This is a genomic window from Curtobacterium sp. PhB146 (assembly GCF_004342995.1).
Lineage (GTDB): Bacteria > Actinomycetota > Actinomycetes > Actinomycetales > Microbacteriaceae > Curtobacterium.
Genome location: NZ_SMBN01000001.1, coordinates 248,211 through 273,170 on the forward strand (window position 1 = coordinate 248,211; position 24,960 = coordinate 273,170).

The window sequence follows — 24,960 nt, forward strand, 5'->3', positions numbered from 1 at the left end:
GACGACCAGCCTACCGTCGGTCCGCGAGGGCCCCGTCGACGCTGAGGGCAGCCTCACGCCGCTCCTCTTCCTCGCGCTCCCAGGCGTCCTTCACGAACCGGTACCAGAGGAACACCGCGAAGCCGGCGAAGACGACCCACTCGATCGCGTAGAACAGGTTCAGCCAGTCGAACTGGACCTCGCGCGACGGCGCCCGGTCGGCGATGGTGCCGAGGTCGGCGGCCTGCGCGGTGGCACCGTCGGCGACGACGTACCCGAGGTACATCCGGTCGTCGAACGCCTTCCAGGTGTTCACGAAGCGCGCGGGTGCCACGGCGGAGTACTCCGCCTGCTTGTAGGTGTCCTGGTCGGGCGACTCGGCGGGGTAGTACCGGCCCTGCACCGTGAGCGTCTGCCCGTCCGTCAGGCGGTCACCACCGGCGACGGCGGCCGACCGTTGGTCGGACCACCCGATGACGACCGGGAGGCTCGCCCCACCATCCGAGTCCACCAAGTGCCCGACGGTCTGGTACGTCCCACCCCCGGTGCGGCCGGTCAGGATCGTGGTGTCGCCGGCGACGAACGTGCCGGTGACGGTGACCTTCTGGCCGGCGATGGTCTCGCTCGCGGGCTCTTCCGGGGCGGTGACCGCCTCGAGCGTCTTGCGGGTCTCGGTGGTCGCCGGCAGCGGCTTGCCGTTGGCGATGCTCCGCTCGAGCTGCCACTTGCCCAGCCCGGCGAACACCGCCGCGAGCACGAGCGCCAGCAACAGCAGCGCGATCCACCTCGGTCGTCGGGCAACGGCCCACATCTGTATCAGTACTCCGGATCGCGCTGTCGGACCGGACGCTCAGGGCGCTCGGTGGGGATCTCGACGGGCGACGTGACGGGTTCGTCGGTCGCCTCCGGTGACCCATTCTCCTGCTCGTCCCTGCCAGCGGCCTCCACGAGCGCGAACTCCTCCGCGAACTGGCGGTCCCGCTCGGCACGGCGGACCGCGGCGGCGGACGCTGCCTCGGCCTCCTCGGCCTCTGCTGCCTCGGCGGCGGCAGCCGCGGCGACCGCTCGGCGGCCACCGAGTCGTCCGCGCAGGCGGGCGAGGCGGGCGGGACGCACCACGAGGCGGCCGATCCGCTCCGAGTTCACCGCGAGCAGCGGCCCGAGGATCGCCATGACGAGGACGTAGAGGCCCGCGAACGCGGTGATCCGGGCCTCCAGTCCGGCGGCAGCCGAGAGCGTCGCGAGGATCAGCGCGAACTCGCCACGGTTCACCAGGATGACGGCGGTGTTGATCCCCTGTTGGACGTTGAAGCCGTTCATGCGCGCGACGATCTGCCCGGCGACCGCGTTGAGCACGACCGTCATGCCGATCGCACCGAGGACCGGCCAGAGCACCTCGCCGAAGGTCGACAGGTCGAGGCCGAGGCCGAAGTTCACGAAGAAGAACGCGGCGAAGACGTCACGCATCGGCAGGGCGAGCTGTTCGATGCGGTCGCGGTACCGGGTGGCGCCGCAGAGCAGCCCGATGACGAACGCGCCGATGGCGTCGGTCACGCCGAGCAGGTCGCCGATGCCACCGAACATCACGGCCAGCCCGAAGAACAGCACCGTGAAGAGTTCGTCGTCACGCGTCGCGAAGATCTTCGACACCCACTTGCCGGCGAACCGGGCGAGCGTGAACATCACGATGAGGAAGCCGAACGCGAGCGCGAGCTTGCCGACGACGGCCCAGGCGTTGGTGTCGCCGGACAGCACGACGGAGACGATCGCCAGGTAGACGGCGATGAAGACGTCCTCGATGACCGTGACGCCCAGGATCATCGGGGTCTCGTCGTTCGCGAGTCGTCGCAGCTCGATGAGGAGCTTCGTGACGATCGCGCTCGACGAGGTGGCCGTCATGCCGGCGATGATCAGGGCTTCCCGGGTGCCCCAGCCGAGCGAGAACCCGAACGCGAACCCGACGCCCATGTTGATGACGACGTAGGTGCCGCCCGACACCAGGAGCTTGCCGGCGTTGCCGTAGAACTCCTCTTGGTCGAACTCCAACCCGAGGTTGAACAGCAGCAGGATGAGCCCGAACGTCGCGATGAGCTCGATCGTGTGCGACTCGACGTTCAGGCCGATCCACGGCGTGTGCGGGCTCGCGATGAGCCCGACGATCATGTAGATCGGGATCGCCGGCAGACCGATGGTCTTGCCGAGCCGCCCGAGCACGTAGGCGATGACGAACAGCACACCGATGGTGAGCAGTTCACCGCCCAGGTGCATGCGCTAGCTCTTCCGCGGGGCCTCGGCCGATGCGGCCGCAAGCTCTCCGCTGCGGTAGAAGGAGAAGGCCTTGGCGACCTTCTCGGGGGAACCGGCGACGACGATGGTGTCACCGGGGAAGACGACGAAGTCCGGCGAGGGTGCCGGGTTGGCGCTGTCGCCACGGACCACGGCCACGACGGTCAGGCCGATGAAGCCGGAGTCGTGCAGGTCGCCGAGCGGCTTGCCGGCGATCGCGTCGTCGTAGTCGACCGAGAACCAGTCGATGGACAGCCCGGGGATCTCGTCGAGCTTGTCGAGGCCCTCGGTGATCCGGGTGCCACCCAGGAGTTCGGCGAGGGTGTGCGCCTCGTCCTCGCTGAGGCGCAGCGAGACCTTCTCGGACTTGTCGGCGCCGTCGGAGACGTCGGCGAACGAGATGAGGTCGGAGTGACCCGACCGGTGCGTGATGACACCGCACTTGCCACCGTCGTCGGTGTAGAAGCTGTGCAGCACGCCGACTCCGGGGAGTTTGACGCGATGGACGTCGACCATGATGGCTCCCTTTTCGAGTACGCCCATGCTAACCACCGCACGGCCCCGCGCATTCCGGTCGCTACTGTTCTGTGGATGGGGAGAACTCGGATCGTCGTCGGGGTCGTCGGGACGCTGGTCGTCACGCTGTACGCGGGGTTGCTGGCGCTCAACGCGCTCGTACTCGATCCGCTCGGCGCGGTGCCGGGGCAGTCGCTCGGTGCGATCTACGGCCACCTCGACGCGCAGGGGTACCGGGTGCGGACCGACGTCGTGGCCGTGCTCGTGATCGCGGCGGTCGGCATCGCGTTGGCGGTCACGGTCCTGATCGTGACGCTGGTCCGGCGGACGATGGCGCACTTCGCTGCCGCCTGGCTGCTGGCGATCGTGGCCGCCGGCGCCGTCCAGGTGTTCGGTTCCGGTTTCCAGCTCGGGATGGACGTGGCCGACGGGTACGGCATCGGCGGCGAGGACCACACCATCTGGGCCGGTGTCCTCTACGTCACCAGCCTCGTCGCGCTGCTCGCGATCCCGGTCGTGCTCGTGGTCGGCGAGCGACGCCGTGGCCGCGCCGTGTCGGGGACGCTGACCGCCTGACGGACACACCACGGGCCTCCCGTCCGGTGTTCCCGGTCGGGGCCCACGCCGCCGGTTCCGGGGCGACGCGCCAGCGGCGTCACGGCCGTGCCGGTGGGGAGAGGCCCGTGGCCGCGTCCGCAACGCGCGGTCGCTACTCCGGCTCGCTCGTCTTCTCCCCCACCACCTGCTCGTCGGACGCCTTCGCGCCCTCCGCGCCGCTGCTGCGGCCGCCGCCCACGACGACGTCGTCCTCGTCGAAGCCGAACGCGATGTCCGGTGCCTCGAGCCGCACCCGGTCCGCGCTCTCGTCGTCGGGCTGCAGCTGCGACTCGCGTTCCGCGGCCACACGCTTCAGGTAGTTCGACACCTCGTGTTCGGTGGTCTCCTGGTCCCAGCCGAGCACGTCGGCCATGAGCTTCGCGGCGACCGGGGCCGCCGACTCACCACGGTCCCAGGCCTCGATCGAGATGCGGGTGCGGCGGGCGAGGACGTCCTCCAGGTGCAGGGCCCCCTCGTGCGAGGCGGCGTACACGACCTCGGCACCGATGTAGTCGTCGGCTCCCGGCAGCGGCTCGGCCAGGGTCGGGTCCTGCTCGACGAGCTGCAGCACCTCGGTGGCCAGGGTGCCGTAGCGGTTCAGCAGGTGCTCGATGCGGACCTTGTGCACGTTGAAGCTGCGGGCGGTCCGTGCGCGGCGGTTCCACGCGGCCGGGTAGCCCTCGGCGCCGAGCAGTGGGATGTCCTCGGTCGTCGACGCCGGGACCTTGCCGTCCATCGCGGCGACGGCCTCGTCGATGGCGTCCTTGCCCATCACCCGGTAGGTGGTCCACTTGCCGCCGGCGACCACCACGAGCCCGGGCACCGTGTGCGCCACCACGTGTTCGCGGCTGAGCTTCGAGGTCTGGTCGGACTCCCCCGCCAGCAGGGGACGGAGGCCGGCGTAGACGCCCTCGACGTCCTCACGGGTGAGCGGGACGCGGAGCACCTTGTTGACGTGCTCGAGGATGTAGTCGATGTCGGCCGCGGTCGCCGCCGGGTGCGCCTTGTCGAGGTACCAGTCGGTGTCGGTCGTGCCGACCAGCCAGTGCCGGCCCCACGGGATCACGAACAGCACGCTCTTCTCGGTGCGCAGGATCATGCCCATGTTCGACTGGAACCGGTCGCGCGGGATGACCAGGTGCACGCCCTTCGACGCCCGCACCTTGAACTGCCCGCGGGTGCCGATCATCGCCTGGGTGTCGTCCGTCCAGACGCCCGTGGCGTTCACGACCTGCTTCGCGCGGATCTCGAACCGCTCGCCGGTCTGGATGTCGTGGGCCTGCGCGCCGACCACGCGCTCCCCGACCTTGATGAAGCCCTCGATCCGGATCCGGCTCGCGGCGTGCGCGCCGTAGGACGCCGCCGTGCGGACGAGTGAAGCGACGTAGCGGGCGTCGTCGACCTGGGCGTCGTAGTAGGTCATGCCGCCGACGAAGGCGTCCTTCTTGAGCGACGGCATGGAACGGAGCACCTGCGTGCGGCTGAGGTGCCGGTGGTGCGGGACCCCGGGCGGACGACCGCCGGACCAACTGAAGGCGTCGTACATCGCCATGCCGATGCCGATGTAGAACCGTTCCCACACGCGGTGGTTGAGCGGGTAGAGGAAGCGCACCGGCTTGACCAGGTGCGGGGCGATCCGCTGCAGCAGCAGGCCGCGTTCGATGAGGGCCTCGCGCACGAGCCCGAAGTTCAACTGCTCCAGGTAGCGGATGCCGCCGTGCACGAGCTTCGACGAACGGCTCGACGTGCCGGAGCCCCAGTCACGGGCCTCGACGATGCCGACGGTCAGGCCGCGGGTGACGGCGTCGAGCGCACTACCCGCACCGACGATGCCGCCGCCCACGACCAGGACGTCGAGTTCCTTCGTCTTGAGGGTCTCGATCGCCGCCGCGCGTTCGTCGGGGCCGAGCTTGGCCGCGGGGTCGAACCCCGCCCCCGGCACGACGTCGCCAGGACGTCCGGCCGAACTGGTCTGCTTCGTGGTGCTGGACTTCGCCATCGTCGCCTCCGGGTCACGGTCGGCGCCGAAGCGTCACCCGCGTCGGTGCGCGGGTGCCACCAGGATCACTGGTGGTACGGCGCCACGACCACTTCTACTCGCTGGAACTCCTTGACGTCGGAGTATCCGGTCGTCGCCATCGAGCGGCGCAGCGCACCGACGAGGTTGGCGCGGCCGTCGAAGGTCGGGGTCGGGCCGTTCAGCACGTTCTCGAGCGGGGCGATCGTGCCCACCTCGACCCGGCGGCCGCGGGGCAGCTCCGGGTGGTGCGCCTCGGCACCCCAGTGGAAGCCGCCACCCGGCGCCTCGGTGGCACGGGCGAGCGCGGTACCGAGCATGACGGCGTCCGCACCGACCGCGATCGCCTTGACGACGTCGCCGGCGGTGTCGAGACCGCCGTCGGCGATGACGTGCACGTAGCGGCCACCCGACTCGTCGAGGTAGTCACGACGCGCACCCGCGACGTCGGCGACCGCGGTGGCCATCGGCGCGTGGATGCCCAGCGCGGCACGCGTGGTGGACGCAGCACCGCCGCCGAAGCCGACGAGGACGCCGGCAGCACCGGTGCGCATGAGGTGCAGCGCCGACGTGTACGTCGAGGCACCGCCCACGATCACGGGGACGTCGAGCTCGTAGATGAACTTCTTGAGGTTGAGGGGCTCTTCGTTCTGCGACACGTGCTCGGCCGAGACCGTCGTGCCGCGGATGACGAACAGGTCGACACCGGCGTCGACGACCGTCTTCGAGAACTCCTGCGTGCGCTGCGGGCTGAGCGAGCCGGCGACCGGCACCCCGGCGGCACGGATCTCGGCCAGGCGCGCGGTGATCAGCTCCGGCTTGATCGGCTCGGAGTAGATCTCCTGCATGCGCTTCGTGACGTTGCCGTCGGTGAGCGACTTGATCTCGTCGTAGTAGGGCGTCGGGTCCTCGTAGCGGGTCCACAGCCCCTCGAGGTCGAGGACGCCCAGGATGCCGAGCTTGCCCATCTGGATGACCGTGGCCGGCGAGGACACGGAGTCCATCGGCGCGGAGAGGATCGGCGACGCGAAGGTGAACGCGTCGATCGACCACTGCACGCTGACGTCGCGCGGGTCACGCGTGCGCCTGGAGGGGACCACCGCGATGTCGTCGAACGCGTACGCCCGACGTCCGCGCTTGCCTGCACCGATCTCGACTTCGCTCACCCGGCAAGCCTACCGGGCAGGTCCGGGGGCGTGCACGGACCGGACGGTGCGGACCGGACGGCGGGGCGCGGTCAGCGGGGGCGGCGCGGGGTCCGGCGTCGCTTGCGGAGCACCCGCAGCACGAAGCCGAGCAGGAGCGCGAGCACCACGAGCACGACCAGGAGCGCAGCCGCCACCTTCACGAGCAGCGCCGCACCGACGAACAGCGCGATGAAGACCACCCACACCAGGGCGTCCATCGCGCCCGCCGACAGTCTCTGCACCTGCGGAACGATACCGACCCGGCGGACGCGGGGCGGGCCTCCCGTCAGAACCGGAGCCGGCCACGCACCGGGGTGGGCCAACAGACGACCGCATGCAGGAGCGGGGCCGTGCGGCGCGAAGCGACCACGCACGGCCCCACCCGTCGCGGATACCACCCCCACAGCGGTACCCGCAGTCGACACAGCGCGCTAGCGCCCTGCGTCGACGTCCTTGGCGAGCGTCCCGAGGTACAGCTCGATGACCTTCGGGTCGTCCGCGAGTTCCTTCCCCGTGCCCGAGTACGCGTTCCTCCCCTGGTCGAGCACGTACCCACGATCGCAGATCTGCAGACAGCGTCGCGCGTTCTGCTCCACCATGACGATCGACACACCGGCCTTGTTGATCCGGCGGGTCCGCAGGAACGTCTCGTCCTGGCGCACCGGGGACAGCCCGGCACTCGGCTCGTCGAGCAGCAGCACCTTCGGGTCCATCATGAGCGCACGTGCCATGGCGACCGACTGCCGCTCGCCGCCGGACAGGGACCCCGCCCGCTGACCGCGGCGCTGCGCGAGCACGGGGAACAGGTCGTAGATGACCTCGAGGCGCTCGGCGAACTTGCGGGGCCGCAGGTACAGCCCCATCTGCAGGTTCTCCTCGATGGACAGCGACGGGAACACGTTGTTCGTCTGCGGGACGAAGCCGACGCCGGCCTGCACGAGCTTGTTCGCCTTGAGGTTCGTGATGTCCTCGCCCTGCAGCGTGACCGACCCCTCGCGGATCGACACGAGACCGAACAGGGCCTTGAGCAGCGTGGACTTGCCCGCGCCGTTCGGCCCGATGATCCCGATCAGCTCACCGGGGTAGCAGTCCAGGTCGCAGCCGTTCAGGATGTTCACCCCCGGCAGGTAGCCGGCGACGAGGTTCTTCGCGCTCAGCACCGGCTCGCGTTCCAGCGTGGCGGTGCTCGCCTTCGGCGCTTCCGGACTGGAGGCGCTGCTCGCGTTCGTGGGGTCGACTGCGTCCGTCATCGGGTCTTCTCCTCTGCTGCTGCGTCCGCCGCGTCTTCTTCCGCGACTTCCTCCGCCAGTTCCTCGAAGGTCTCCTCGGTGAGGAGCGAGTCGTCACCCAGGTCGGTGTCGTGGTGCGCGCCCAGGTACGCGTCGATGACCGCCTGGTCGTCCATCACGGTGTCCGCCGGGCCCTCGGCGACGACCTTGCCCTCGGCCATCACGACCACCCAGTCCGAGATGTGCCGGACCATGTGCATGTCGTGCTCGACGAACAGCACGGTCATGCCGTCGTCGCGAAGGGACTGGATGTGCCCGAGCAGCGACTGGGTCAGCGCGGGGTTCACGCCCGCCATCGGCTCGTCGAGCATGATCATCGTCGGGTCGGACATCAGTGCCCTGGCCATCTCGAGGAGCTTCCGCTGGCCGCCCGACAGCGACCCGGCGTAGTCGTCCGCCTTGTCGTCGAGCTTGAAGCGGGCGAGGAGGTCCTCGGCCTTCGCGGTGATCTCCCGCTCGCGCTTCGCCCACACCGGCTTGATCAGCGCGGCGAAGAAGTTCTCGCCGGGCTGGTCGCGGGCGCCGAGCAGCATGTTCTGCATCACGGTGAGCCGCGACAACGCCTTCGTCAGCTGGAAGGTGCGGACCATGCCGCGGTTGGCGATGTGGGTCGCGCTGGTCTTCTGCAGCGTGGCGCCGTTGAACTGCGTCCTGGCACCGGGGCTGGGCTTGTCGAAGCCGGTCAGCAGGTTGAAGAAGGTCGTCTTGCCGGCGCCGTTCGGGCCGATCAGGGCGGTGATGGAGCCGCGCTGGACCTCGAGGTGGTCGACGTCCACGGCGGTCATGCCGCCGAAGTGCCGGGTGACGCCGTCGACCGTGAGGATCGGGTCGGCCTTCGTGTAGCCGTAGGTCTCAGACACTGAACGTCAGCTCCTTCTTGTTGCCGAGCAGGCCCTGTGGTCGGAACACGATCAGGAGCATGAGCGCGACGCCGACGAGCACGTACGAGAACTGCTCGGCCTGCTGGGCGTTCATGATCGAGTCGGGGATGAAGTCGCCGGCCAGGGTGCGGATGAAGAGCCGGACGACGAAGAACAGCACCGCGCCGAGCACCGGTCCGAACACCGTCGCGGCACCACCGAGGATGAGTGCCGTCCAGATGAAGAACGTCATCGAGCGGCCCATGGCGTCCGGTTGCACCGAACTCGGCAGGACGTAGATGATCCCCGCCAGCGCTCCGAGCGCACCACCGAAGACGAGCGCCTGCATCTTGTACGAGTACACGTTCTTGCCGAGGGAGCGGACGGCGTCCTCGTCCTCGCGGATCGCCTTCAGGACACGGCCCCAGGGGCTGCGCATGAGCAGGAAGAGCACGAAGGTGAACAGCGCGACGAGGGCCCAGGCGGCGATGCGGATCCACCAGCCGTTGACGCCGTTGTTCGCGTAGGTGAACCAGAGGATGGTCGTGGTGCCGTCCGGCAGCGGGCTCAGGGCGGTGAACGGGTCGCGGTAGCTCGACCCGGTGATGCCGTTGGAGCCACCCGTCGTCGTGGTCAGCAGGCTGGAGCGGCCGACCATGCGGATGATCTCGGCGCCGGAGATCGTCACGATCGCCAGGTAGTCGCCGCGGAGCCGCAACGTCGGGACGCCGAGGATGATCGCGAACACGATGGCGACGAGCAGGGCGATGAGCACGGCCATCACGAACGGCAGCCCGTTCGTGATCGAGATCGCGAATCCGTAGGCGCCGAGCAGCAGGAACGCCGCCTGGCCCATGTTCACGAGCCCGGTCAGGCCGAAGTGCACGTTCAGTCCGATGGCCGCCAGGGCGAACGCCGCGGTGGTCGGGGCGAGGGCCTCCTGGGTGAGCGAGGACAGCAGGTTGAGGATGTAGTCCATGCGCGTGCTCCCTTAGCCGACCCGCTCGGCGCGGCCGAAGATGCCCTGCGGCCGGAACAGCAGGATGAGGATGAGGATGACGAGGGCGGTGGCGTACTTGAAGTCACCGGGGAGCACGAGGTTCGTGAGCTCGACGACGACGCCGATGATCATCGATCCGACCAGCGCGCCGTAGGCCGTGCCGAGACCACCGAGGGTCACCGAGGCGAACATGAGCAGGAGCAGCTGCAGGCCGGTCTGCCAGTTCACGCCGTTCAGCACCAGGCCGAGCATCACGCCGGACAAGCCGGCGAGACCCGCGGCGAGGGTCCACACGAACCGGATGACCCGGTCGACGTCGATGCCGGACGCCGCGGCGAGCGCCGGGTTGTCCGACACCGCGCGGGTGGCCCGGCCGAAGCGGGTCTTCGCCAGGAACAGGCCGGTCGCGATCAGGACGACCAGCGCGATGCCCATCGCCACGTAGGACTGCACCGTGAGCGTGACCCCGGCGAACCGGACGGTCTCGGGGTTGCCCTGCTGGATCCGGACGGTCGCGGCGCCGAAGAAGTACTGGAACGCGTACTGGGCGGCGATCGACAGACCGATCGTCACGATCATGAGCTGCGTGAGGCTGATCCGCTTGCGCCGCAGTGGCCGCCAGATCCCGGCGTCCTGCAGGTACCCGGTCGCCGCGCACAGCAGCGTGACGACGATGCCGGTCACCCAGATGTTCCAGCCGAGCTGGTTCGCGAACACGTAGGCCAGCAGCCCGCCGAGGGTGACCTGCTCGCCGTGCGAGAAGCTCGACAGCCCCGTCGTGCCGTAGATGAGCGAGAGGCCGATCGACGCCAGCGCGATGAGCAGGCCGAGGCGGATCCCCGAGGCGAACTGCTGCCAGGCCCGCTGCGGGCTGACGCTCGACGAGTCCGTCGTGGTGGTGGCGCCCTTCTGGTCGGACAGCTGGAAGATCTGCCCGACGTTGGCGTTCAGGGTCGCCTGGACCTTGCGCTCCGCGTCCGCCGCGTTCGTCAGGTACTGGCCCTTCGGCAGGGTGTCCTGGTCGACGCTCACGGTGTACTCACCGGCCTCGTCGACGCTGACCGACCAGCGGCCGTCGGCGTTCGTGGTGGCGGTCTCGGCGAAGCCGCCGGGCCCGGCGACGTCGACGTCGACGTCGTCGGCCGGTTCCCGCTCGGAGTCGGTGATCGTGCCCTGGATGCACCCGTTCGTCGGGCTGACGGTGCAGGCCTGGCTGGTCGCCGGTGCCGACGTGGCACTGAAGGCCGGCAGGGTGACCGCCCAGTCGATCAGGAAGGTCGCCAGGAACGCGGCGACGAGCACGGCCGCCAGGACCGGTCGTCGCCGGGCCTGGCGGAGGCGGAACAGGCGCGGCTGCGCCCGTCCCGGAGGAGTGATGGATCCCACGGAAGAGCCTCTCGTTCGGATGTCGAGTGACGCTATGGGGATTGTGTGACACCCGTGTTTCCAACTCGTTCCCGCTGTGAGTCGTCGCGCAACCGTGACCTGTGTGGAGGAGAGCCGCGATCCGTTCTCCCAGGCGGAACGCGGAATAGCGGGACGGCCCACGCGCGTTACCATGTCCTATCCGGAACCCGCCGTTGCGTTCTCGGTGTCTCGACCACTTCACTCGCCCACGAAGGGGACCCATGGACCAGCCGGATCCGTTCGGATTCATCGGACTCACGTACGACGACGTCATGCTCCTGCCGGGGCACACCGACGTCATCCCGAGCGAGGCGTCCACCGCGTCCCGGCTCACCAGGCGGATCTCCGTCAACGTCCCGCTGCTCTCCGCAGCGATGGACACCGTCACCGAAGCCCGCATGGCCATCGCCATGGCGCGGCAGGGTGGCATCGGGATCCTCCACCGCAACCTCTCCATCGAGGACCAGGCGGCCTACGTCGACAAGGTCAAGCGCTCCGAGTCGGGCATGATCACCAACCCGGTGACCACCACCCCGGACGCCACCGTGGCCGAGGTCGACGCGATCTGCGGTCAGTTCCGCGTCTCCGGCCTGCCCGTGGTCGAAGCGGACGGCACCCTCGTCGGCATCATCACCAACCGCGACATGCGGTTCGTGGCGACGTTCGAGCAGTCGACCACCTTCGTGCGCGACGTCATGACCAAGGCGCCGCTGATCACCGCGATGGAGGGCATCGACCCCGAAGAAGCCATCGCGATCTTCGCGCAGCACAAGATCGAGAAGCTCCCGCTGGTGGACGCCGAGGGCAAGCTCCGCGGCCTCATCACCGTCAAGGACTTCGACAAGAGTGAGCAGTACCCGGACGCCACCAAGGACGACGAGGGCCGACTGCGCGTCGGTGCCGCGATCGGCTTCTTCGGCGACGCCTGGCAGCGTGCCGAGGCCCTGCGTGACGCGGGCGTCGACGTGCTCGTGGTCGACACCGCCAACGGCGAGAGCGAAGGCGTGCTCGACATGGTGCGCCGCCTCAAGGCCGACCCGTCCTTCGCGGACATCGACGTCATCGGCGGCAACGTGGCGACCCGTGCCGGTGCGCAGGCGCTCATCGACGCCGGTGTCGACGCTGTCAAGGTGGGCGTCGGACCCGGCTCGATCTGCACCACCCGCGTCGTCGCCGGCGTCGGCGTCCCGCAGGTCACCGCGGTGTACGAGGCGTCCCTGGCTGCGCGCGAGGCCGGCGTGCCGATCATCGCCGACGGTGGCCTGCAGTACTCGGGCGACATCGCCAAGGCCCTGGTGGCCGGTGCCGACACCGTCATGCTCGGTTCGCTGCTGGCCGGCACGGACGAGTCCCCCGGCGACCTGGTCTTCGTGGGCGGCAAGCAGTTCAAGGCGTACCGCGGGATGGGCTCCCTGGGCGCACTGCAGACCCGCGGCAAGAAGACCTCGTACTCGAAGGACCGCTACTTCCAGGCGGACGTCCCCAACGACGACAAGCTGATCCCCGAGGGCATCGAGGGCCAGGTGCCCTACCGCGGCTCGGTCGGCAACGTCGTGTACCAGCTCACCGGTGGACTCCGGCAGTCGATGTTCTACGTCGGCGGCCGCACGATCCCGGAGCTCAAGGCCCGCGGCAAGTTCGTCCGCATCACGGCTGCCGGGCTCAAGGAGTCGCACCCGCACGACGTCCAGATGGTCGTCGAGGCACCGAACTACCGCAGCTGAGCCGACTGCACCCCGAACGCCCCGCTCCCCACCGGAGCGGGGCGTTCGTCGTCTGCCGGCAGTAGTGTCACGGCATGGTCAGCGCCGTCTCCCACACCACGATCGACTGCCGTGACGCCTTCGCTCTGTCGGAGTGGTGGAAGCAGGTCCTCGGCTACGTCGACATCGCCGACGACCCGAACGGCCCCGGGCACGAGGAGTGCATGATCACCGCTCCCGACGGCTCGCACCAGGTGCTGTTCATCCAGGTGCCCGAGGCGAAGTCCGTGAAGAACCGGATCCACTTCGACCTGCGTCCCACCGACCGCACGCGCGATGCCGAGGTGGAGCGGCTGCGGGGGCTCGGTGCGACCGAACTCGCGGACCTCCGACACGACGACGGTGGGTGGGTGGTGTTCGCCGATCCGGAGGGCAACGAGTTCTGCGTGCTGCGTTCCGTGGCTGAACTCGACGGCTGACGCGCGGGCTGCGCGGCTCGCCGATCCCTGATCCTCCGCACAGAAACGATCACGGCTCGGTAACGAAACACTTTCCGTACCGCCCCGTCACACGGGCGAAACACCGGGACCCTACGTTTCTCGACATCCAGTGGAGGCGCCGCGTTCGACCCGAAGCGGCACGGCCTCCGCGCAGAGAAAGGGCTCCACGGATGATCAGAACCACCCGTGCCACCACGGCACTGGCGTTGGCAGGCGCAGCAGCCGTCCTGCTCGCCGCGTGTTCCACCACCAGCAGCGGCGACTCCCCTTCCAGCTCGGCGTCGAGCGATGCGAAGAAGGACCCCGCCGCCAGTTGCAAGGCCCCCGACACCCCCAGCACCGACGCACTGAAGATCGGCACGATCCTGCCGCTCACCGGTTCGCTGGCGTACCTGAACCCGCCCGCCGAGTCCGGTGTCGGCCTCGCGGTCAAGGACATCAACGCCGCGGGCGGCGTCCTCGACAAGGACGTCACCATCGACCCGGCGACGGACTCGGGCGACAGCAACGACATGACCGTGTCGAGCTCGGCTGCGACGAAGCTCGTGAACGCGAAGGTCCCGGTCGCGATCGGCGCCGAGTCGTCGTCGGTCACGCTCAACGTCATCGACCAGCTCACCAGCAACTGCATCGTCGAGATCTCGCCCGCGAACACCGCGAGCGACCTGTCCGGCTACTCGTCGTACTACTACCGGACCGCTCCGCCGGACTCGGTGCAGGGTTCGGCGCTCGGTCAGCTCGTGACCGGTGACGGCAACGCCAAGGTCGCGTTCCTCGTCTTCAACGACACCTACGGCACGGGCCTCCGCAACTCGGTGCAGTCCGCGGTCGAGGCCTCGGGTGGCCAGGTCGTCTACGGCGGCAAGGGCGAGGGCCAGGAGTTCCCGCCCGGTCAGACCACGTTCTCGTCCGAGGTGACGGCCGCACTCGCAGCCAAGCCGGACGCGATCGTCGTCCTGGCCTTCGACGAGACGAAGTCGATCATCCCGGAGCTCGTCTCGCAGGGGAACACGGCGAAGATCTACATGTCCGACGGCAACACGGCCGACTACTCGAAGGACTTCGACAAGGGCACCCTGACCGGCGCCCAGGGCACCATCCCCGGTGCCTCGCCGAAGGACGACTTCAAGAAGCAGCTGTCCGCCTTCTACAAGGACTCGTCGAACAAGACGCTCGCCGACTACTCGTACGCGGCGGAGTCCTACGACGCCACCGTCCTCGCCGCGCTCGCTGCGGTGAAGGGCAAGGGCACCGACTCGGGCACGATCCAGGCCAACATGGCCGCGGTCTCCGGAGCGGACGGCGGCACCGAGTGCGCCACGTTCAAGGAATGCGTCGCGCTCCTCGACGACGGCAAGGACATCCACTACACCGGCCCGTCCGGCATCGGTCCGTTCGACGACAACAACGACCCGTCGAGCGCCTACATCGGCATCTACAAGTTCGACGGCGACAACAAGCCCGTCTACCAGAGCGCCATCCAGGGCGCGGTCAAGAAGTAACCAGCACCACCTCACGAAAGCGACAGTTCCCTGCGGATCATCCGCAGGGAACTGTCGCTTTCGCGTGTGGGACGGGCGGACGGGAGGCCCGGGGTGCGTCCGTCAGGCGGGCTCGGCCGGAGCAGGTGCGAGCGCTAGGCGACGGGACGCCCGCGCGGCGACGAACGAGTCCGCCGTCAGCACCACGAGCGCCAACCACACGATGCCGAAGCCGAACCAGCGCGCGGGCGGCATCGCTTCATGCTGCACCACGACACCGACGAGCAACTGCATCACGGGCGCGAGGTACTGCGTCAGCCCGAGGGTCGACAGGCTCACCCGCCGCGCCGACGAGGCGAACAGCAGGAGCGGGACCGCCGTCGCCGGACCCGTGAGCACCGTCACGAGGACGTGCACCCAGCCCTCGCTCGTGAACGTCACGCCGCCGCCGAGCCCCGTCGCGCCGAGCACGACCAGCGCCACGACCGCGATCGGCAGCAGCCACACGGTCTCGATCGTCAGACCACTCAGCGCGTCGACCGTGCCGCCGACCCGCTTCTTCACCAGGCCGTACAGGCCGAACGAGCACGCCAGCACGAGCGAGATCCACGGCACCTGCCCGTAGCCGACGGCGATCACGACGACCGCCACGACGCTGATGCCGACCGCGGCCCACTGCGCCGGCCGCAGGCGTTCGCGGAGCACGACGACGCCGAGCGCGATCGTCACGAGCGGGTTGATGAAGTACCCGAGGGCGGCCTCGACCGTGTGGCCGGTCGTGGTCGCCAGGACGTACACGGTCCAGTTCACCAGGATGAGGACCGCGGCGAGCCCCATCACGGCCATCACCCGGCGCTGCGCCATCAGGGTGCGGGTCCGGAGCCACGAGCGGGTGACGGCGATCGCGACCGCGCAGAACACCAGCCCGAAGACGATCCGCCAGGCGACGATCTCGAACGCGCCGGCCGGGGCCATCGCCGCGAAGAGCAGGGGCATGAGGCCCCAGAGCCCGTACGCGATGATCGCCTGCACCACGCCGACGGATGCCTCGCTGCGGACGGGTCGCGCGGGACTCGGTTCACTCACGGAACCATCCTAGGAACGGCCACCGACGGGCCGGGCGTGCCACGGGCCTCCCGGTCGGAGCACGTGCACGCGACGGACCCGCCGGAAGCCCGCAGACGTACAAACGCCCCGCCGGCCGACAGGCCGAACGGGGCGTTCGCGTGGAGTACTGGACTCAGTTGACGACGACCGCGAGGACGTCGCGGGCCGACAGGACCAGCAGGTCCTCGCCCGAGTACTTGACCTCGGTTCCGCCGTACTTGGAGTAGATGACCTTGTCACCCACGGCGACGTCCAGCGGGACGCGGTTGCCGTTGTCGTCGATGCGACCGGGGCCCACGGCGACGACCTCGCCCTCCTGGGGCTTCTCCTTCGCGGTGTCGGGGATGACCAGACCGGATGCAGTGGTCTGCTCCGCCTCGACCTGGCGGATGACGATGCGATCCTCGAGCGGCTTGATGCTGACGGCCACGGTGACCTCTTCTTTCTCGGTACGGACTCGGTACAGATGAAAACCGGGTTGGCACTACGCACAGGAGAGTGCCAACGCCAACTCTAGGGGGACACTGGCACTCGGTCAATCCGAGTGCCAGCACATCAGGGGAACATCCAGCACCTGGGAGGATCGGGACATGGAAGCCGCCGAACTCGCCGCACTGCTGACCCCCGACGGGATGGCCCTGCTCGACCGTACCCCCGGCGTCTCGGACGGCGGCGAGATCGTCCGGGTGGTGTCGCGGCTCCGTGCCGAGGGGCACGACCCGCAGCTCGTCGCGGCGGTCCTGACCCAGGCAAAGCTCCGGCAGAAGGCCCGTGGCAAGTTCGGCGACTTCGCCGGACGCATGCTCTTCACCGAGGCCGGACTCGAGCAGGCCACCCGCCTGCAGGTCGCCGCCCAGCACGCCGGGCGCTTCGCCGCAGCCGGGCTGACCCGGGTCGCCGACCTCGGGTGCGGGATCGGCGGCGACGCGATGGCGATGGCGGCCCTCGAACTCGACGTCACGGCGGTCGACCGTGACGAGGTCACCGCGGCGGTCGCCACGCACAACCTCGCGGTGTGGCCGAACGCCCGGGTCGAACTCGGCGACGCGGCCTCGTTCGACGCCTCCCGCGTCGACGGCATCTGGATGGACCCCGCACGTCGGACCTCCGGCCACTCGGACACCCGTCGCCTGGCCGACCCGGACGACTGGTCACCCTCGTTGGACACCGTGTTCGCCACCGCGACGACGACGCCGACCGGCGTGAAGCTCGGGCCGGGCATCGACCGCGACCTGATCCCGGACACCGCCGAGGCGCAGTGGACGTCCGTCGACCGCGAGGTCGTCGAGCTCGCGCTGTGGTTCGGGCCCCTCGCCCGGCCGGGGATCCGCCGAGCGGCGACCGTCATCGGTGCACACGGCATCGCCGAGATGACCGGCCCGGCAGACTCCGAGGACGCCGAGGTGGGGCCGCTCGGTTCCTACCTGTACGAGCCGGACGGCGCCGTCATCCGCGCACGGCTCATCGGCGACCTCGCCCGCACCCTGGACGGCCACATGCTCTCCGACGGGATCGCGTACGTCACCTCGGACCGTGCCGTGTCGACGCCCTTCGCCCAGGGCTTCCGGGTGCTCGACACCATGCCGCTCGACGTCAAGCGGCTGGCAGCGCGGCTCGCCGCCGACGGCATCGGCACCGTCGAGATCAAGAAGCGCGGCGTCGACGTCGACCCGGCGCAGTTCCGCAAGCGCCTGCGGCTACGCGGGACCGGTCGTGTGACCCTCGTGCTCACCCGGCTGGAGGGCCGGCACGCCGCGATCCTGTGCGAGCGGCTCAGCTGAGGAACGCGCCGGTTCCCGAGTCGTAGCCGTAGTCGGAGTACGAGCTCTGGCCGATCACGCCGAGGAAGATGATGAAGGCGATCCAGATCAGCCAGATGCCGGTCATCACCCAGCCGGCGATGATGCCGGTCAGGGCGAGCGCTCGGCCGGCCTCACCGTTCTGCTTGATCTTGCCGAGCGCGACGTGGCCGAGGATCGCGCCGGCGGGGCCGAGCAGGATCGCGATGAACCACATCGGGACGGCGGCGAGACCGAACACGATCGACAGGATCGCCAGGGTGTTCGTCTTCGGGCGCTGCGCGTAGGGCTGGTAGCCCGTCGCACCGTAGGCACCCGCGGGCGCGTACGGCTGCTGATGCGGCTGCTGCTGCTGCGGCTGCGCGTAGGGGTTCTGACCGCCCTGCTGCTGCGCGTACGGGTTCTGCTGGCCGTACGGGTTCTGGGCGGCGCCGTACGGGTCCTGCGGCGCCTGCGGTGCCGAGTACGGGTTCTGCTGCTGCGGCTGCTGCGGAGCCGCGTACGGGTTCGCCGGCTGCGGCTGGCCGTACGGGTTGGACTGCTGCGGCTGACCGTACGGGTTCGGCTGCTGCGGTGCCGCGTACGGGCTCGACGGCTGCTGCTGCCCGTACGGGTTGGACTGCTGCGGCTGCTCGGGAGCCGACGGGGCCTGGGGTGCGTCGGGGGCCTGCGGTGCATCCGGAGCGGGCGTCCCCTCGGGCTGCCCGCCGGTCGTGCCGCCCGGCGTCGTCTCGCCCGGCTTCGGCCACTCGTTCTGATCGGACACCGTCAACCCCTCTCGGCGCCCGGTCTCTCCGACGCCACGTGAATCCTCCCACAGGCACCCGAGGGCCGACCGGTCGGAGCCCGGACGGTTCAGACCTGGACGGTCGTCACCGGCAACGTCGAGTCGGCCGCGATCCCGAGGTCGCTCGGCGCGTGCCCCTCGGCGACCAGGCGTGCGCCGACGGCCGCGATCATGGCGCCGTTGTCCGTGCACAGGTCGAACGGCGGGATCCGCAGCTGCACCCCCGCAGCGGCGCACCGCTCCTCGGCGACCTGCCGTAGCCGAGCGTTCGCGACCACACCGCCACCGAGCAGGAGTCGGTCCACGCCGGTGTCGCGGCACGCGTTCAGGGCCTTGGTCAGCAGGACGTCGACGACGGCTTCGCGGAAGCTCGCGGCGACGTCGGCCACCGGGACCTCGCGCCCTTCGTCGCGGCAGCGCTCGACCCAGCGCGCGACGGCGGTCTTCAGCCCGGAGAACGAGAAGTCGTACCGGTGCGCGGCCAGGTCCTTCGGCAGCGTCAGGCCGCGGGGGAACCGGATGGCCTTCGGGTCGCCGTCGGCCGCGGCCCGGTCGATCTGCGGCCCGCCGGGGTACGGCAGGCCGAGCAGCCGTGCGACCTTGTCGAACGCTTCACCCGCGGCGTCGTCGATGGTCTCGCCGAGCAGTTCGACGTCGCCGACCAGGTCCTTCACGAGCAGCAGCGAGGTGTGCCCGCCGGACACCAGCAGGGCGATCGTCGGCAGCTCGATGTCACTGCCGTCCGTGCGCAGGACGTCGGCACCGACGTGCCCGACCAGGTGGTTCACGCCGTACAGGGGCTTGCCGGTGGCGACGGCGAGCGCCTTCGCGGCACCCACCCCGACCATGAGCGCGCCCGCCAGACCCGGCCCGGCGGTGACCGCGACGGCGTCGAGTTCGTCGAGGGTGACCCCGGCCCGCTCGAGGGCCTCGTGCAGCGTCGGGGTCATCGCCTCGAGGTGCGCGCGTGCGGCGACCTCGGGCACGACGCCGCCGTACCGAGCGTGCTCGTCCATGCTCGACGCGATGACGTTCGCGAGCAGGGTGCTCCCCCGCACGATGCCCACGCCGGTCTCGTCACAGCTCGTCTCGATGCCGAGCACCAGTGGTTCAGCCACGCTCATCGAGCGCCTCCTGTCCGATCGGGCCGACCGTCGACGCCGTCGGCGTCGGCGCCGCGTCTGCCGCGACCGGCAGCTCCGCCCGCATCACCCACGCGTCGACGCCGTCCGGCTGGTAGTAGCGGGGCCGGGTCGCGATGTGCTCGAACCCGAACGCCGTGTACATCGACTGCGCGACGGGGTTGTCGGCGCGGACCTCGAGGAACACCTCGCGCACACCGCGGTGACGGGCCTCGTCGAGGAGGTCCGTGAAGAGCACCCGCCCGAGTCCCTTGCCGCGCTGCTCGGCTGCGACCGCGATGGTCTGCACGTCGGCGACCGGGTTGCCTGCCAGCGAGGACAGTCCGGCGTACCCGACGACCGACGGCGCGGCCGAGTCGTCGACGGTCTCGATCACGACGTAGTACCCGTGCGGCGAGTACAGCTCGCCCGACATCTGCGACGCCGACCAGGCGTCCGTCGGGAACGAGACGTGCTCGAGCCACATGATGTCGTCGAGGTCCTGCGGGTGCGCCCGCCGCAGGCGGAGCCCGTCCGGCACCGTCACTGCTTCACCCGCTTCGGCGCACCCGGCACCGTGACGTCGGGTTCCCGCAGGTAGAGGGGGGTGTCCTGGTCGAACCCCGCGCCGGACCGCAGGCGGTCCGCGGCGAGTGATCCGAGCCTCCAGGCAGGGATGGACAGGGCCGTCACGCGGTCCCAGCCCACCGCTTCGGGCCGGGAGGCACGGATCGCCTCGTCGAGATCGGCGGGCCTGGCGAGACCCGGACCCGCAACGCGCGTGCCGGTCTGGTCGTACGCGCTCCAGTAGACCTCGCGCCGGCGGGCGTCCGTCAGGACGACGAACGGTCCGTCCCGTCGGCCGTCGCGCTCGTCGGCCGCGACCGCGTCGTGGCTGACGAGCGGCAGGACGGGCACGCCGACGGCGGCGGCGAAGGTGCGGGCGGCGGCGATGCCGACGCGCAGACCGGTGAACGGGCCGGGGCCCATGCCGGCGACCACGCCCGTGACGTCCGCGCCGGTGATGCCGGCCTCGGCGAGCGCCTCGGCCAGGAACGGGCCGATCACCTCGGCGTGCCGGCGGCTGCCCTCGGTGTCGCGGGTCGCGAGGGGCGTGCCGGTGGCCGGGTCGACGACGGCCACGGAGGTTCCGGCGGAGGTGTCGATGGCGAGGAGCACCCGTCCATCGTAGGCGCGCGTCACAGGCGCGGGTCGACGGCCTCGGACTCCATCGCCAGGACCCCGAACACCGGCTGGTGCACCCGCCACAGCGGCTCGCCGGCCACGAAGCGTTCCAGGGACTCCAGCCCGAGGGCGTACTCGCGCAGCGCCATCGACCGCTTGTGCCGCAGGTCGCGGTCGCGCAGCCGAGCGAGGTTCTCGGCTTCGCTGTACTCCGGCCCGTAGATGATCCGCAGGTACTCGCGGCCGCGGACCTTCACCCCGGGTTGGACGAGTCCCTTCGGCCCGCGGACCAGGTTCGCCTCGGGCTTGACGACCGCGCCCTCGCCGCCGGCCTCCGTGATCGCCTGCCACCAGTCAGTCGCGGCGGCGCGGCTGGCATCGTCGGTGACGTCGACGAAGGCCGAGCGGGTGGCCCGGACCGCGTCGGGAGCCGCCGCCGCCAACCGCTCGGACACGTCGAGGTGCCAGCCGTGCGGTCGGTCGGCGAACGTCCGCCCCTCGGCGGCGAGGACTTGGAACGGCGCGAACCGGACTTCGTCGATGCCGGTCGACGGCGTCGCGTACCGCCGGTAGGACGCCGTGTAGGCGTCCGCAGCGGCCGCACGTCGGCGGGTCCGGTCGAGCAGGTCGGCGACGTCGACACCGGCGTCCCGTGCGGACTCGAGCGCGGCGACGGCGGTCGGGAACGCCCCAGCGGCTGCGGCACCGACCTCGGCGTACCAATCGCGGATCATCCCCTCGGCCTTCACCGCCCACGGCAGCACCTCGCCGTCGAGCAGCACCCAGTCCGAGTCGAGTTCCGCCCACAGTCCGGCCCGCTCGAACGCCTCGGACAACCGTCCGGCGAACGTCGTGGTCGTCGCCGCGTCGAAGAACGACCGGCCGGTGCGGGTGTACGCGACACCGTTCCAGCCGACGGGAGCGTCGAAGCGCGACGGGTCTCTGGCGAGCAGCACGGTGGCCCGTGAGCCCATGTGCTTCTCCTCCATCCGCACCGACTGCACGCCCTGGTCGCGGTAGTACGTGAACGCCTCGGCGGGGTGCTCCAGGTGGTCAGGGAGCGCGGACGTCGCAACGGGACTCATCGTCGGCGGCAGGTACGGCAGCCAGCGTGGGTCGATGGCGAACCGGCTCATCACCTCGAGGGCGCCGGCGGCGTGCTCCGCACGGATGCCGACCCGCCCGTGGTGCCGGGTCTCGACGATCTGCCGGCCGGTCACGTCCTCGATCGGGAGCACGCCGGGGACGCGACGTGGTGACGGGGCCGCACCGGGCCTCCCGTCCGTCGCGCTCGTCGTCGGACCGGACTCGGTCGGGCCACGCAACGGCTCGAGCGGCTTGGCCGCCTCGTAGTGGACGCGTTCCGCGTCCACCTGCACGAGCTCGCGCTCCGGGTACCGGAGCGCCGAGAGCTTCCCGCCGAACACGCAGCCGGTGTCGAGGCACATCGTGCCGTTGATCCACTCGGCGTCCACCGTCGGGGTGTGCCCGTAGAGCACCATCGCCGAACCCCGGTACGAATCCGCCCACGGCAGCCGCACGGGCAACCCGTACTCGTCACTCTCACCGGTCGTGTCGCCGTACAGCGCGAACGAGCGCACCCGACCGGACGCCCGGCCCTGGTACTGCTCCAGCATGCCGGCGTGCGCGACCACGAGCGCACCGTCGTCGAGCACGAGGTGCCCGACGAGTCCGCGGCAGAACTCCCGGACCTCGGCGCGGAAGTCCTCGGACTCGGCCGCGAGCTGCGCGAGCGTCTCGGCGAGACCGTGCGAGGTCTGGACCTTGCGGCCGTCGAGCGCGCGGACGAGCTTGTCCTCGTGGTTCCCCGGCACCGCGAGCGCGTGCCCGTTCCGCACCATGCCCATCACCAGCCGGAGGACGCCGGGGCTGTCCGGTCCACGGTCGACGAGGTCGCCGAGGAACAGCGCCCGTCGGCCATCCGGGTGCACGGCGTCGACGGGGCGGCCCGCCTCGTCACGGAGCAGCGTCCAGCCGAGCCGACCGAGCAACGCCTCGAGCTCCGACCGGCAGCCGTGCACGTCGCCGATGACGTCGAAGGGGCCGTGCTCGTCGCGCCGGTCGTTGAGCAGCGGCTGCCGGACGATCGTCGCCGCCGCGATCGCGTCCTCGCCACGGAGCACGTGCACCCGGCGGAACCCCTCCTTGTTCAGGCCCTTCAGCCCGCGTCGGAGCTGCCCCTGCTGGCGGCGCACCACATCGGCGCCGAAGTCACGATCGGTCCTGGCGGCGTTCCGCGCAACGCACACGGACTCCGGGACGTCGAGGACGATCGCGACCGGCAGGACGTCGTGGTCGCGGGCGAGCCGGACGAAGTCGCGGCGAGCCTCCGGCTGGACGTTCGTCGCGTCGACCACGGTGAGCAGGCCGTCGCGGAGACGCTGCGCGGCGACGTGCTTGAGGGCCGCGAACGCCGCCGGGGTCGCCGCCTGGTCGTTCTCGTCGTTCGAGACGAGGCCGCGGAACACGTCGCTCGACAGGGTCTCGTACCGGCCGAAGTGCTGCGCGGCGAACGTGGACTTGCCGGAACCGCTCGTGCCGACGAGGAGCACCAGGGACATCTCCGGGATCGTCAGGGCGCGGTCGCGGTCGTCGTGGGCGTTCATGCGCGGGTCTCCGAGCCGTCGAGGCGGCGGAACAGGGCGAGCTGGGTGGGTGGGCCGACCTCGAGGTCGTCGTCGCCGATCGGGCGGAACTCGACCGTGTAGCCGTGCCGGTCGCCGACCGCCGTGGCCCACGACCGGAACTCCGCACGCGTCCACTCGAACCGGTGGTCGGGGTGCCGGAAGCATCCGGCGGCGAGGCGTTCGAACCGGACGTTGTGTTCAGCGTTCGGCGTCGTGATGACTGCGGCGCGGGGTCGGGCGGCGGCGAAGACCGAGGTCTCGAGCGCCGGCAGCCGTTCGGGATCGACGTGCTCGACGACCTCCATCAGGACGATCGCGTCCAACCCTGCCAGGCGGTCGTCCGAGTAGGTCACCGACGACTGCAGCAGGCGGACCCTGGCACGCTGCGCGTCACCGGCCTCGTCGAGGTGCAGCCGTCGCTCGGCGCGTTCGAGTTCGCGCGGAGCGACGTCGGTGCCGATGATCGTGGTGAACGTGCGGTCGGCGACGAGGTGCCGGAGCAGCGCACCTTCGCCGCAGCCGACGTCCGCGACCGTCCGGGCACCGGTGTCGGCGAGGGCCGTGAGCACGGCTTCGGCACGGCGGCGGTACAGCGGGGTCTCGGTCTCGGTCTTCGTCGCGGTCGTCGTCTCGGTCTCGGCGACCGGCCCGGTCGTCGCGTCCTCCTCGGACCCGGTCAACCGGGTGGTCGCATCGGCCACCAGGGAACGCTGGTGCGCGAGGGACCGGGTGGTGATGAGGTCCCGCAGCGGGTGCTCGGCGAGCCAGCCCTCGCCGCGGCGCAGGAGCTTGCCAACCTCGTCGTCACCCACCCAGTAGTGCTTCGCGTCATCGAGGACCGGCAGCAGGACGGTGAGCTGCCGGAGGGCGTCGGACAGGCGGACGCTCCCCCGCAACCGCAGCCCCACGGTCGCCGCGTCACCCCACTCCGGACGGGTCTCGTCGAGCGGACGCCGGACCTCGTCGACGTCCCATCCCAGGGGCGCGAAGAGCCGGGTCGCGAGCCCGACACCGTGCTCGTCGACCTCGCTCGGCACGCTCGTCAGAGTGATGTCGAGCTCCATCGGTGCAGCGGCCCGCTCTGGGCGGGACTCGCTCGAGCCGGCCATCGCGCTGCGGAACACCTGCCCGATCGCCAGGGCCAGCATGGACGTCGACACGTACGGTCGGTCGTTGACGTAGCGGGACAGCGCTTGGGTGTCGGCACCGTAGCGCTTGCTCCGGGCAAGGGCGATCGAGTCGACCTCGAGCAGCAGCGCCACGGTGCACACCGCAGGCTTGTCCGCGGGGTAGAACACGTGCGCCGTCCCGACGCTCAGGTCGAAGGCCTGCGCTCGGCCGGGGTGCTTGTGCAGCAGGTGGGAGAAGTCCGGGGCAGCCTCGCCCCGGGTCGAGAGCGTCACGAGCACGCGGTCCTCCGTCGGTCGTCCTCCGGCGATCTCGCCAGCCGGTGGTGGACCGGAGGACGAGCTTACGGGGCTTCCGGCGGTC

23 protein-coding genes are annotated in these 24,960 nt (G+C 70.4%); 5 read left to right on the forward strand and 18 right to left on the reverse strand.

What is annotated here, in order from left to right; genetic code table 11:
* Nucleotides 1-10 precede the first annotated feature (10 nt).
* From EDF33_RS01160 to EDF33_RS01170, 3 genes are read right to left on the reverse strand one after another with little or no spacing between them, the layout of a single operon-like run.
* Complete coding sequence (locus tag EDF33_RS01160) at nucleotides 11-790, reverse strand: SURF1 family cytochrome oxidase biogenesis protein (protein ID WP_123671443.1); 780 nt, start codon at nucleotides 788-790, stop codon at nucleotides 11-13.
* A 5-nt stretch (nucleotides 791-795) separates the two neighbouring features.
* Nucleotides 796-2,247 carry a cation:proton antiporter gene (locus EDF33_RS01165; RefSeq protein ID WP_132099123.1) on the reverse strand — a complete coding sequence of 484 codons (1,452 nt, stop codon included), beginning with the start codon at nucleotides 2,245-2,247 and terminating at the stop codon, nucleotides 796-798.
* Nucleotides 2,248-2,250: 3 nt separating this feature from the next.
* A complete protein-coding gene (locus tag EDF33_RS01170) occupies nucleotides 2,251-2,781 on the reverse strand; it encodes a TrkA C-terminal domain-containing protein (protein WP_071260110.1) in 531 nt (176 codons plus the stop codon).
* A gap of 75 nt (nucleotides 2,782-2,856) precedes the next feature.
* Between EDF33_RS01170 and EDF33_RS01175 the strand changes: the two genes are divergently transcribed.
* Nucleotides 2,857-3,357, forward strand: coding sequence for a hypothetical protein (locus EDF33_RS01175; protein ID WP_132099124.1), 501 nt, complete (start codon nucleotides 2,857-2,859; stop codon nucleotides 3,355-3,357).
* A gap of 133 nt (nucleotides 3,358-3,490) precedes the next feature.
* Here EDF33_RS01175 and EDF33_RS01180 read toward each other — a convergent pair whose 3' ends face one another.
* The 7 genes from EDF33_RS01180 to EDF33_RS01210 all read right to left on the reverse strand — a co-directional run bounded on the left by EDF33_RS01180 (nucleotide 3,491) and on the right by EDF33_RS01210 (nucleotide 11,117).
* On the reverse strand, nucleotides 3,491-5,377 hold the full coding sequence (locus EDF33_RS01180) for a glycerol-3-phosphate dehydrogenase/oxidase (RefSeq protein WP_131877628.1): 1,887 nt from the start codon (nucleotides 5,375-5,377) through the stop codon (nucleotides 3,491-3,493).
* Nucleotides 5,378-5,442: 65 nt separating this feature from the next.
* On the reverse strand, nucleotides 5,443-6,561 hold the full coding sequence (locus tag EDF33_RS01185) for a GuaB3 family IMP dehydrogenase-related protein (RefSeq protein ID WP_123293181.1): 1,119 nt from the start codon (nucleotides 6,559-6,561) through the stop codon (nucleotides 5,443-5,445).
* Nucleotides 6,562-6,632: 71 nt separating this feature from the next.
* Nucleotides 6,633-6,824: a hypothetical protein gene (locus EDF33_RS01190; protein WP_123936942.1), complete on the reverse strand. Its 192-nt coding sequence runs from the start codon at nucleotides 6,822-6,824 to the stop codon at nucleotides 6,633-6,635.
* A 189-nt stretch (nucleotides 6,825-7,013) separates the two neighbouring features.
* Nucleotides 7,014-7,832 carry an ABC transporter ATP-binding protein gene (locus EDF33_RS01195; protein ID WP_123293180.1) on the reverse strand — a complete coding sequence of 273 codons (819 nt, stop codon included), beginning with the start codon at nucleotides 7,830-7,832 and terminating at the stop codon, nucleotides 7,014-7,016.
* Entirely contained in the window at nucleotides 7,829-8,731 is a 903-nt protein-coding gene (locus tag EDF33_RS01200) for an ABC transporter ATP-binding protein (protein WP_123293178.1), read from the reverse strand. The genes EDF33_RS01195 and EDF33_RS01200 overlap by 4 nt, the downstream gene beginning before the upstream one ends.
* Nucleotides 8,724-9,710 carry a branched-chain amino acid ABC transporter permease gene (locus EDF33_RS01205; protein ID WP_123293176.1) on the reverse strand — a complete coding sequence of 329 codons (987 nt, stop codon included), beginning with the start codon at nucleotides 9,708-9,710 and terminating at the stop codon, nucleotides 8,724-8,726. The genes EDF33_RS01200 and EDF33_RS01205 overlap by 8 nt, the downstream gene beginning before the upstream one ends.
* Before the next feature lie 12 nt (nucleotides 9,711-9,722).
* Nucleotides 9,723-11,117, reverse strand: a complete 1,395-nt coding sequence (locus EDF33_RS01210) for a branched-chain amino acid ABC transporter permease (RefSeq protein WP_235035783.1) — start codon at nucleotides 11,115-11,117, stop codon at nucleotides 9,723-9,725.
* A 242-nt stretch (nucleotides 11,118-11,359) separates the two neighbouring features.
* On the opposite strand from EDF33_RS01210, the gene guaB reads away from it, so the two are divergent.
* The 3 genes from guaB (at nucleotide 11,360) to EDF33_RS01225 (ending at nucleotide 14,843) form a co-directional block, all read left to right on the forward strand.
* Nucleotides 11,360-12,862, forward strand: a complete 1,503-nt coding sequence (guaB, locus tag EDF33_RS01215; protein ID WP_123293173.1) for an IMP dehydrogenase — start codon at nucleotides 11,360-11,362, stop codon at nucleotides 12,860-12,862.
* 74 nt (nucleotides 12,863-12,936) lie between these two features.
* A complete protein-coding gene (locus EDF33_RS01220) occupies nucleotides 12,937-13,320 on the forward strand; it encodes a VOC family protein (RefSeq protein WP_131877630.1) in 384 nt (127 codons plus the stop codon).
* A 191-nt stretch (nucleotides 13,321-13,511) separates the two neighbouring features.
* Nucleotides 13,512-14,843 carry an ABC transporter substrate-binding protein gene (locus EDF33_RS01225; protein WP_123936943.1) on the forward strand — a complete coding sequence of 444 codons (1,332 nt, stop codon included), beginning with the start codon at nucleotides 13,512-13,514 and terminating at the stop codon, nucleotides 14,841-14,843.
* Nucleotides 14,844-14,945: 102 nt separating this feature from the next.
* Here EDF33_RS01225 and rarD read toward each other — a convergent pair whose 3' ends face one another.
* Complete coding sequence (rarD, locus tag EDF33_RS01230; RefSeq protein ID WP_207906611.1) at nucleotides 14,946-15,908, reverse strand: EamA family transporter RarD; 963 nt, start codon at nucleotides 15,906-15,908, stop codon at nucleotides 14,946-14,948.
* A 154-nt stretch (nucleotides 15,909-16,062) separates the two neighbouring features.
* Complete coding sequence (gene groES, locus EDF33_RS01235) at nucleotides 16,063-16,359, reverse strand: co-chaperone GroES (protein WP_110893972.1); 297 nt, start codon at nucleotides 16,357-16,359, stop codon at nucleotides 16,063-16,065.
* 160 nt (nucleotides 16,360-16,519) lie between these two features.
* Here groES and EDF33_RS01240 point away from each other — a divergent pair, with 160 nt between their 5' ends.
* Complete coding sequence (locus EDF33_RS01240) at nucleotides 16,520-17,710, forward strand: class I SAM-dependent methyltransferase (RefSeq protein WP_132099125.1); 1,191 nt, start codon at nucleotides 16,520-16,522, stop codon at nucleotides 17,708-17,710.
* On the opposite strand, the gene EDF33_RS01245 is transcribed toward EDF33_RS01240, so the two are convergent.
* The 6 genes from EDF33_RS01245 to EDF33_RS01270 all read right to left on the reverse strand — a co-directional run bounded on the left by EDF33_RS01245 (nucleotide 17,703) and on the right by EDF33_RS01270 (nucleotide 24,878).
* On the reverse strand, nucleotides 17,703-18,494 hold the full coding sequence (locus EDF33_RS01245) for a DUF4190 domain-containing protein (protein WP_132099126.1): 792 nt from the start codon (nucleotides 18,492-18,494) through the stop codon (nucleotides 17,703-17,705). The two genes, EDF33_RS01240 and EDF33_RS01245, sit on opposite strands and share 8 nt — an antisense overlap.
* 89 nt (nucleotides 18,495-18,583) lie before the next feature.
* A complete protein-coding gene (gene tsaD / locus EDF33_RS01250; protein WP_111083431.1) occupies nucleotides 18,584-19,639 on the reverse strand; it encodes a tRNA (adenosine(37)-N6)-threonylcarbamoyltransferase complex transferase subunit TsaD in 1,056 nt (351 codons plus the stop codon).
* Nucleotides 19,626-20,183, reverse strand: a complete 558-nt coding sequence (gene rimI / locus EDF33_RS01255) for a ribosomal protein S18-alanine N-acetyltransferase (RefSeq protein WP_243692324.1) — start codon at nucleotides 20,181-20,183, stop codon at nucleotides 19,626-19,628. Before rimI ends, tsaD begins: the two co-directional genes overlap by 14 nt.
* Nucleotides 20,180-20,815, reverse strand: coding sequence for a tRNA (adenosine(37)-N6)-threonylcarbamoyltransferase complex dimerization subunit type 1 TsaB (gene tsaB, locus EDF33_RS01260; protein ID WP_132099127.1), 636 nt, complete (start codon nucleotides 20,813-20,815; stop codon nucleotides 20,180-20,182). Before tsaB ends, rimI begins: the two co-directional genes overlap by 4 nt.
* Before the next feature lie 20 nt (nucleotides 20,816-20,835).
* Nucleotides 20,836-23,448 carry a polynucleotide kinase-phosphatase gene (locus tag EDF33_RS01265; protein WP_132099128.1) on the reverse strand — a complete coding sequence of 871 codons (2,613 nt, stop codon included), beginning with the start codon at nucleotides 23,446-23,448 and terminating at the stop codon, nucleotides 20,836-20,838.
* Nucleotides 23,445-24,878 (reverse strand): 3' terminal RNA ribose 2'-O-methyltransferase Hen1, encoded by a 1,434-nt coding sequence (locus EDF33_RS01270; RefSeq protein ID WP_132099129.1) that lies wholly within the window; start codon nucleotides 24,876-24,878, stop codon nucleotides 23,445-23,447. The genes EDF33_RS01265 and EDF33_RS01270 overlap by 4 nt, the downstream gene beginning before the upstream one ends.
* Nucleotides 24,879-24,960: the final 82 nt, after the last annotated feature.